The organism is Verrucomicrobiota bacterium (assembly GCA_027622555.1).
Classification (GTDB): Bacteria; Verrucomicrobiota; Verrucomicrobiia; order Opitutales; family UBA2995; genus UBA2995.
Genome location: JAQBYJ010000165.1, coordinates 1 through 9,683, shown reverse-complemented (window position 1 = coordinate 9,683; position 9,683 = coordinate 1). Strand labels below are relative to the sequence as shown.

At 47.7% G+C, this 9,683-nt stretch carries 8 protein-coding genes and 1 pseudogene; 3 read left to right on the top strand and 6 right to left on the bottom strand.

All coding sequences use genetic code 11. The features are described from left to right. Window positions 1-155 precede the first annotated feature (155 nt). The 6 genes and pseudogenes from O3C43_23435 to O3C43_23410 form a co-directional block, all read right to left on the bottom strand. On the bottom strand, window positions 156-1,415 hold the full coding sequence (locus tag O3C43_23435; GenBank protein ID MDA1069437.1) for an ISL3 family transposase: 1,260 nt from the start codon (window positions 1,413-1,415) through the stop codon (window positions 156-158). Between the two features lie 162 nt (window positions 1,416-1,577). Then, a pseudogene (locus O3C43_23430) lies at window positions 1,578-1,789 on the bottom strand (site-specific DNA-methyltransferase). Between the two features lie 111 nt (window positions 1,790-1,900). Next, window positions 1,901-2,470 carry a DNA-binding protein gene (locus tag O3C43_23425; GenBank protein ID MDA1069436.1) on the bottom strand — a complete coding sequence of 190 codons (570 nt, stop codon included), beginning with the start codon at window positions 2,468-2,470 and terminating at the stop codon, window positions 1,901-1,903. Between the two features lie 14 nt (window positions 2,471-2,484). Continuing rightward, window positions 2,485-3,633, bottom strand: coding sequence for an XRE family transcriptional regulator (locus tag O3C43_23420; protein ID MDA1069435.1), 1,149 nt, complete (start codon window positions 3,631-3,633; stop codon window positions 2,485-2,487). Window positions 3,634-3,898: 265 nt separating this feature from the next. Then, window positions 3,899-5,356, bottom strand: coding sequence for a hypothetical protein (locus O3C43_23415; protein MDA1069434.1), 1,458 nt, complete (start codon window positions 5,354-5,356; stop codon window positions 3,899-3,901). Window positions 5,357-5,381: 25 nt separating this feature from the next. Next, window positions 5,382-6,659, bottom strand: a complete 1,278-nt coding sequence (locus O3C43_23410; GenBank protein MDA1069433.1) for a Gfo/Idh/MocA family oxidoreductase — start codon at window positions 6,657-6,659, stop codon at window positions 5,382-5,384. Between the two features lie 448 nt (window positions 6,660-7,107). On the opposite strand from O3C43_23410, the gene O3C43_23405 reads away from it, so the two are divergent. From O3C43_23405 to O3C43_23395, 3 genes are all read left to right on the top strand, one after another. Next, window positions 7,108-7,785, top strand: a complete 678-nt coding sequence (locus tag O3C43_23405) for a DHH family phosphoesterase (protein ID MDA1069432.1) — start codon at window positions 7,108-7,110, stop codon at window positions 7,783-7,785. 77 nt (window positions 7,786-7,862) lie between these two features. Next, window positions 7,863-8,156: a hypothetical protein gene (locus O3C43_23400; GenBank protein ID MDA1069431.1), complete on the top strand. Its 294-nt coding sequence runs from the start codon at window positions 7,863-7,865 to the stop codon at window positions 8,154-8,156. A gap of 22 nt (window positions 8,157-8,178) precedes the next feature. After that, complete coding sequence (locus O3C43_23395) at window positions 8,179-9,393, top strand: diadenylate cyclase (protein MDA1069430.1); 1,215 nt, start codon at window positions 8,179-8,181, stop codon at window positions 9,391-9,393. Window positions 9,394-9,683 lie beyond the last annotated feature (290 nt).

Genomic DNA, 9,683 nt, shown 5'->3' with positions numbered 1-9,683 from the left:
TATTTTTATCATTCATACACTGTGGCATATAACAGGAGTGTAGTCTATCCTAAAGATTGATCAGTAAGCAAACATGGCAAGTCCCGAGATGCAGGAAAGGCCTCTCTATAAGCTGGTTAGCAATATTCTCATGGTTCTTCGCTATTTTTAGTGGATCAATATAAAGCAGGCATTTTGAGTTTACCGGCTACGAAGTAAAGCATGGTGATGAGATTGCGATTGGATCTGTACCCTCTGGCTTTGCGCTTCACTGCCGAGAAGACACTGTTGAGTCCTTCCATAAATGCGTTGGTAATGCGTGTCTGAGCAAAGTTGATGATGCCTTCCAGATGATTGAGGATACTCTTGGCAACTGCTTTCATGGGGTTAAAAAGGTAGCCTTTCTTGTTGGCGTAGGTCGTTACCCATCGGCACCAGGCCAGAAGCTTGCGTTTGAATAAGATCACCTCTGTCAAGCCGTAGATATCCTGCAAAGTCAGCCGCATTTGATAGGCTTTGGAAGTGAGCAGGTTTGCCTTGGTGAGCTCGTCCAGATGTGCGGTCTGCTCTACATCCAGTGCTTGCGGGTTACGACGAAAAAGCCACATACTTTTCTTCAGAGACTGGTCGCCTTTCCTGCATAGGCTGCGGTGTTCACGCTGGCGCACTTCATCGACAGCCTTGCCCACTTGTTTCATCACATGGAAACGGTCGAAAACGATCTCGGCATCCGGGCAGTTTTTCCTCGCTCCCTTCTGATAGGCCGGACTCATGTCGATACTCACAGTGTCGATCTGTTCGGCTTTGGCATTGTGTTTGAGCAACTCTTCGGCAAACCGGTCCCATGTCTGGGAATCTTTGCCCCCGGTTGCGTAGAGCACCCGTTTGGCTGGGATATCGGCAAAGACGCTCAGGTAGTCGTGTCCTTTTCGCGCACTGAGTTCATCGCAACCAACCACCCGTGTTTCACTGAAGTCGGCCTGATCATAAGCTTCCTGCACATAGGCATGGAGCAAGCGCCATAGCCGCGTGTCGTGTTCGCCCAGTATCCGGCTGGCTGCATTGACCGGCATCTCGCGCAACAAGGTCAGCGCGAAGGCTTCGAACAGTAAAGTGAACCCTTTGATTTTGCCCTCCCACGGTGCCTTCAATGTTGTCACTTTCCCACACGATTGGCACTTCACTCGCGGCAACCGGCATTCGATATAACATTCGTGCTCGAAGATGTTCAGATGACGCCATGTCCGCTTATTGACATGATCGTATAGGCCTGCAGAGCCTCCATCCTCTGCACAACGAATTGAGGAAAATAACAAGGGAGTGTCTTCGATCACAATACGTACCTCCCCGCTACCTCCTTTAAGATACTCCAGTTCGCTCACAGTCCAACCGGAGCCTAACCCAAGGAGTTCATGGAATAATTTTTCAGGACTCATAGGTCCTCACCTTCAAACAATTTATTTGTTCATTCCACTAAAAATAGCGAAGAACCTAGATTATCTGTGTATTTGAAGTTTGTTAAACCCATTTAATCCGATTCGTGCGTATATGGAAATATTTATCCGCATTAAAAGGAGTTAAATGGGTCTTATTTAGGTCCAACCTTCATTGCCCGTGTTGTAGGGAGATCGATATAGATGCACTTAACATTGCGAGGGTAGCGAGGAAGCAGCGCTTTCAAGGCGTGGAGATTGTCCTCTTCCACAATCAGGTTCCCGCTTTGCGGATCACCACAACTCAACTCCGCGTCGGCCTCCAACAACCGGAACGGCACTTCCTTGTGGTGTTTTACAACAGCGGCTTTTCCAATTCAGTTCAGTTCAGGCATAGAGGCAGGTCAGAGAGGTAAATTCAGCATTCCGGGGCTGAGTTAACTTTGCAGCAAGCCTTTTTGCAAGCAGTTGCAAAATTCATTTTGCTATCAATCCCTCGGAACCGCTTCGCCAAACAATCTGCGGTATTCTTTTGCGTAGTTTTTGTGGGGTGTATCGTTGTCATACCGCCACTGCGAAACCACCTGCCTGACTTTTTCCATTTCGATATGTTTAGCATCGAGCATCATCTTCATAAGCTCCATGGATCCTATCTGGTGAATTCCGAATAGTTCAGCTACTTTGATCATGTCCTGGTCATCCGTCACCACGGGAATCCCCAGCTCCGCTGCCGTCGCGAGAATGCGAGTGTCCACCTCTAGCGGACCAAGTTTCTCATCTTTGATGTATTCCCATAAATGTTGGAATGTATCCTCAATGTCCTTCTTATTTTGAGTGCTAAGGGTAAGAGCACGTTTGCGATTCTCGACATACTCAGGCTGCATTACCCAATGGAACTTGTTTCTGAGGCGGGGCTTGCGTTTGAATTCGAAGATCAAGTCCGAATGGACGAAGAGAGTGTAATTTTCTTTTCCGAACGATTGGAACAGCAATGGGTGAATGTTCTGAGCCAGTCGAAAATAGCTATTGGAGTCTACGAGTATTTTCGACTGCTTCATTGTTCAGGCCGAGTTCAGACCGTCGTCAAAGCTTCGTGAAAGGCCCGTCCATCAGCGAGCGGAACATCCATCATCCGGCTGACTACACTGGCCGGAGCTTCCGTATCTTGAAGAAATTTTCCAAGGGCCTTATAAAAGTGTGTATCAAACTGTGCCTGTGCTACCCGCATAAAATGATCGGCAGTCGGTGTTACACCGTCGAATAAATGTTCGCTGAGCGTCGGAAACTGTTTGTTAAACTTGGTTATAGCTGAAAAGAGAACACTGTTCGAGATCGTGGCAAATGGTTCGCGGACTGCGGTTGCATACTTTTCCAGTTCTTTGTAGACCGAATTTGGCGAAATCAGGTATTCTTTTGCCGCAGCAACCAGCACCTTAAGGCGGCTGGTATCTCCAGCGGAAGCTTGATATTTTTTGAACCATTTTTCCGCTGCCGGGCGGGGAAACAATAAAGCCCCTGCAAAACCATTGGCAAAGTTTTCAGCTGCATCCAAATCGTCATTCTCAAGAAGGGTCACGCTGAGAACATGACCAAGTTCATGGGCCATCCAGAACTTGAAGTCGTGCACTTCGCTGTCGAGATTGAGATAGATCCAAGTTGTTTTTGATTTGGGAAGATAGATATGCAGTGCATTTTCATGCTTATCTTTCCTGCCCCACATGGTGGGAATCAAGACAGCCTGGTGTTCCTGAAACTTCTTAATCAGATCTTCAAACCGAATGGGACTAGATTCTGAAAGTCCAAGTTCGCGGCGCAACTTCACGACGAGCGCCTGGAGGTACGGATAATCAGTGGAGGGCTTCTTGAGGCTGGCAGGTCCCACAAATTCATCAAATCCAAGATAAGGAACCAATGGTTCCAGAAATCTGCCCATATCCTTTGCCCGGGCCACGTGCTTTTCCGTGGTCTTGGTTGCACCGCGTTTCCGAAAGGCGATGAGCGGTTCCTTATCTTCATTAGGCGTTTTAACCAAGTCCTTGTAGCTAAGCCCGAGCAGCTTTCCCAGTTTTAGCAATTCAGGAGGACGTGGAAAAGATTTGCCGGTAAACCATTTGGAAACCGCAGCCCTGGTATTGCCGATTTTATCCGCAAGTGCCGCTTGATTCAGCCCGAGCTCAGCAATGGTTTCTGTGATCAGCGCAACATTAAGTTGTTTGGTCATGTGGATGGAGTACCGAGTTGATGTGTCAACTTTTGTCAACTAATTTATCGTAACTGTCAATCTAGAGATGTGGATTGACGAAAAATTTGAAGCGACAGGATCAACGATTTCGTGGAATCGAGAACATCAAAGAATCTGTCTGCTAGCCCACGATCGCTGGATTGATAGGAAAAAAATTCTTTTTCATTTGGGCAAACCGAGGACGCTTGTTTGCAGGATCCAGGAAAACAGTCAGTAGCCGATCCACTGGATCGCATAGTATGAGCTAAAGACTGTTAACCCTGGCTTGCAGTTCCGCCGAACCTATTTGGGGAGCTACCTTCTTTAGCAACCCGTTGATCGCAGCGCTTTTTTGGTCATCGGATTTTTTGGAAATTGAAAGAAGCCGATAAAGGTCCTCCTCTTCCACAATCCCCGAAATGCTCTTCAGGGCCACCATTGCGAGTTCGGGATCATCGCCGCTGATAAAACGAAACAAGCGGTTTTTCGCATAGGGAGTATTGCGGTACGCGAGCGCTTCCAAGCCCAGCTTATGGTCCTCGGCGGACTCGGAGTTCAGCAGTTTCTGAAGGCGACCAGTCATAGGGTTTCCGGGCATTCTTTCGATTGCATAGGCCGCAGCTTGTTGAAGCTGTTTGTCTTTACCCGCAAAATGTTCGAGCACTAAATCGACTGACTTTGCGCCACCATAGGACCCTAAGGCACGAAGCGCTTGGACTTTAACGTTATGGTCCCCTGCTTCAAAAGCCATCAATGCCAAGCCTTCCGCTCCCCTATTTTCGAATGCGGACAATCCACCAAGGACAACGAGCCAATTATCGCCGGAGATTCTGTTGCCCATATTTTTAATCAAAGCATGTTTCCCGGTGGTCATTGCCAGCCGTATACCATTGGACCTTACCTCTGAACTTGAGCTCAACAGAGCCAATTTGAGAAGGTCGAGTGAACTGATATAATCTGATTCCAGCAATCGAAGCAACGCAGCATCACGATTGTATGACACCACCCCGTCTTTTTGAATGGAGACCAACATATCCTCTGAAGCCGCTTCAGACCGGATGATTTCGTTTTCGAGAAGCACCTTCATTTCGCCGGAACTTTTTGAGTAGGCAAGCTCCAAAGCTTCAACCGAATCCGCATCGCCCAGAAGTGAAAGCGCAAGAGCAGACTCATGGGCCAAAATGGCATCATTGGATTGTAGCCCTTTTATAAAATAGGCGGCATTGGATGCATCCGCACGATTCGCAAGGGTCCGAATAAAATTTCGACGCCGGGCATCGTCGCGAACTTTAGGGATCGCATTTTTCAATGCAGTGGATGCCTCTTTCCCCGGAATCTGTTCAAGTGCCTGGCGGGCTAATTCAGCGAGTGATTCATCTTTTCCAATCAATATCTTACTTAAGGGTTCCACCGCTGTGGATGTCCCTACCCGCGCAAGATCCCGAATGATATATTTCTTTGCTTCATGAGCCAACCCCCATCTTTTTAGTGCGCTCAAAAGTTCTTTGGTTATTTTTTCTGCTCCGTTCTTTTGGGAAGGAGCTGTCCCGTAAGAGACGTAGGCGAGTAAATCGAGCCGTGCCTCGAATTGAACGGCGGGATCTTCATCCGAAAAGCCCTTCACGATTTCATTCAAGTCCTTTTCGGGAGGACCAGACCAAGCGGTTGTTTGTAATCCAAGGGCCAACACACCGGCAAAAAATAAAGATGAGTAAGATTTCATGATAGGAAACAGGTTCTGATTAAAATTATACCAATTGGTGATACGGCGCACGGCGAGGACGTGTTTCCCACATGGCAGCACGTTCATCCCCTACAATATGCTCCGCTACGGGATCCCAGTTTATCGAACGACCAAGGCGTTCTGAAATGCCAGAAAGATGACAAATGGTGGCCGTCCTATGGCCAATTCCAACATGGCAAATCGGTTGCGATCGACTCCGGATGGAGTTCAACCAATCTTTCCGGTGGTCAGTTGACTCATAAAGACGCTCATCACTGCTCTTCAGAATGATGTTCTTTAAGGAAGCGGGAGTCGTATCGATTTTTCCGCCTCGGCTCACCAGCACTTCTCCATCTTCACCTATAAAACGAATCATGTGCCCGAGCCCTTCAGCTCCGCGCATTACTTTCGTGCCATCGGCATAAAGGAATGACTGAAACTCTTCACCCTCGTAACCCTTGGCAATAAAGTGGACAGGTCCGGATTCGTCCATGCCCAGTGCCCATTGAATAATGTCGTAATGGTGGGCACCCCAGTCGCCATTCTTGCGCGAACCATAGTCCCAGAAGCGACGCCAACCTCCGCCATAGTCACCCTTGATCCGATCTTCATTATAGGGCTCCATGGGTGCTGGTCCAAGCCAACGGTCGTAATTCAGCCCTTCGGGAATCGGCGTTTCAGGAAACTGGGTCGGAGGCGGAAATTCTCCTAATTTTGCTGCAATGGTTTTAATTTTCCCAATGTACCCATTGCGCACCAGCTCGGCAGCCTTGCGAAAGGCCCACTCGGAACGTTGCTGACTACCCACCTGAAGCACCCGTCCGTAACGCGCGCAGGTTTCCCGCATGATCTTACCTTCTTCGATGGTGAGGGTCATTGGCTTTTCGACATAGACGTCTTTTCCGGCCTTAAAAGCGTCGATAGCGATTTTGGCGTGCCAGTGATCGGGTGTCCCAATGACAATGGCATCTATGTCGTCGCGTGCCAACAGGTCTTCGTAGAATTCATAAGTATCCACCTTTTGTCCCTGAATCTTCGCGGCCTCTTCATTGGCCTCCTTCAAGGTCCAGGTCTTTACATCGCACAGCGCAACAACTTGAACTTCATCCGCAGCCAGATGATAAGGGCGGTGACCCTGCATGATCTTTCCATGTCCAATCAGGCCCATGTTGATTCGGCTGTTTGGGGAGGTGTTCTGACCATTCAATCCTAATACGGAGGAAGGAAGAATCATGGGAGCTGATAAAGCTGCAGCTCCGGCTAGGGAAGTTTTTAGGGCAGTCCGACGAGATATTTTTTTCATAATAGGACGGTATCATGCACAACAGAAATGGACAATAGGGAAAATTGGAATTTTGGATTCATTGAAAGCTTATCCTTTCATACATAGGTAAATCCATTTTTCCATCAACGTATATTCTTACTAAAATCCATAAGAAAATGTCCTTTGCCTTGTTTCTTCTTCTTTAGAAGCGACACATAATTCTTTTCCTTTGCAAAAATGTAGCCCATGGGCGTTACTCAATGATTCCTAGGCTACCAGCTAATGATACCGTTTTTAATAATTGTCGCGATAGCGGGAAGGAAGTCTCAGGACCCGGATACGCACAGAATTGCCGCGGAAAGAGGAGGAAATTGTAATTAAATGATTTTATTGATTCATTTTATCTGCAGTCTCTTCCAGGATTAAAAAATGAACACTGACTCAACTGACGATCTCCTTTTATTCAATCCTCTTGATTGGAGGTGTTATGGTTACTAATAGTGCTCGTAAACTTCTTACCTTTCTTGATCAAAACACCGGCAAAATATCTCCGCTGCTGATTCTAACCCACGACTATCCCGACCCCGACGCCTTGGCCAGCGCCTACGGACTGAAGTACCTGGTAGAAAAGGGATATGATATGTCGGCCAGAATAGTCTACCAGGGGATAATCGGGCGCATGGAAAACAGGACGATGGCTAGAATACTCAAGCTTCCAGTCTACAAGCTAAGGCCACAAGATCTGATCAATTACACGTATACCGCTCTTGTCGACACACAGCCAGCTTTCGAAAATAATTCTTTCCCGAAAAAGCGGAAGGCCACTCTCGTACTGGATCAACATCACTCTGATATAAAACCGAATGCTGATTGCGCGATCGTCGATACCGAATGCGGCGCTACGGCAGTAATAGTGGCCAAGGCATTGTTACTAAAAGGCCTTGAAATCCCTGGGCGGCTGGCCACAGCATTGGTCTATGGAATCATTTCTGACACGATGAACCTTTACCGCGCCAATCATCCCGATGTTATTCAAACCTATATGAAGGTGGTTCCCTTTTGTGATATGAAGGCTTTGGCACAGATCCAGAATCCAGTCCGATCCCGCCGTTTTTTTCCACGCTGGGCAAAGGGATCCAAAATGCGGTTGCCCGTTCCGGACTGATCACGGCCCATTTGGGAGACGTTGAAAATCCGGACCTCGTTTCCCTCGTTGCCGATTTTCTTTTAACTTACAAAACCATGCAAAAGTCCTTTTGCACAGGCCGCTTTAAAGGCCGCCTGTACGTTTCGCTCCGATTGGAAAAGCCAACGATGAATGCGGGAAACATTCTTAGAGATATTTTTGATAATCGGGATGAAGCAGGTGGACACGGCGTCATTGCGGGAGGTAGTTTTAATATTGGGGAAGAGGTGGCTCCGAAAGTATGGACAGCGGTGGAAGAAACCATGGTAACTCGCCTGCTCAAACGCTTCCGCATCCGAGCAACGAACGAACCTTACTATCCCTTCAGACAGCCCGCTTCCAAATCATAACAGTAACAATCAGGATAACCCCATGGTGATAAACAACCTTATCAATTTTTTTCAGGAAATCGGATTTTTCGGCTTACTCGATATTTTTGTTATGGCCCTGCTGATCTATACATTGGTGGTGTGGTCAAAACGAACGAGGGCCGCTTCCGTATTAACCGGCATTCTGATAGTCGCAGGCATTTATCTCTTGGCTCGCCAATTCAATCTGAATTTGACCGCGGCTATCTTTGAAAAATTCTTCGCAGTCATTCTCATCGCCTTGGTGGTCATTTTTCAGGAAGAGCTGCGCTATTTCTTCGAACGTATTGCAACGTGGAGCTTTAACCACAAGATTCTTCGTAAAGACAAAACGCTCCTAAATATAGAAGAAATTGAGATTCTTGCCCGAACTCTCGCAGACCTCGCCCGTGAAAAAATTGGGGCGCTCATTGTTATTCGCGGACGCGACCTGATTGTACGTCATTTGAGTGGCGGTCAGGAATGCAACGGGAAACTGAGTGAGGGACTACTTAAAAGTATTTTTGATTCACATTCCATTGGCCATGATGGGGCGGTAGTAATCGAAGGAAATCTGATCGCCCGGTTTTCCGCTCACCTTCCGCTTTCCAAAAACTTGAAAAAACTGGGCAATAGCGGAACCAGACACGCAGCTGCCTTGGGACTAAGCGAACTCTGCGATGCACTTTGTTTAATTGTTTCGGAGGAGAGAGGCACCATATCCGTCGCAAGTAACGGGGAAATACGAGTAGTCCGTGACGCAGGACATCTGACCAGGCTTCTGAAAAGCTTTTATCACACGGTGAATCCCAAACGTGAAAGCAATCTCTGGGAATACTATTTCAAGAAAAACTGGCGCGATAAACTGATAGCCCTAAGCTTGGCGCTGGCCTTATGGTTTGTATTGGTGAACGGATCGAAAACCGCCTACCGCACGCTTTCAGTACCGGTAACTTATGGTGAGTTACCGGCCGAATGGAAGGTAGACACCATCTCTCCAAAAGAAGTGGAGGTTACCTTCCGCGGTGTACGAAGCTCCTTTTACTTCGTTCGCCGAAACGACATTGAAATCAGCGTTCCCCTCAAACTTGAGTCAGGCACCCAACGTATAAGACTGCGCCCAGGGCAACTGGCCTTTCCCAAAGATTTGGTTCTGGAAACGATCGAACCGAATTTGGTGGAGATACAGGTTCGCGAAGCAATTAGAACCCCACCGTCGCCCGAGATATTAACGAAATAATTGACTCGCTTTCGTTCACTTCAGCACATCGAAACCTTGGAAGTGGACCCTCGCTTTTAAACAAATCCGCAAAATTATATCCGCTCAACGCCAACTGAACCGGAGAAGAAAAATCTGTCAGAATTCGATAAAGCACGGTATTTTTATTTGGCCCGGTGATTGACGATCATTTGGAACGGGATGCCTGGATCATGCTGGGATTTTTCCTGCATGCACGGCCAGGAAGCATCCGGATAGAAACTTGCCTTGAGCGAAATGAGGCATACGCGCAGGGCCGCGAGAGTGCAATT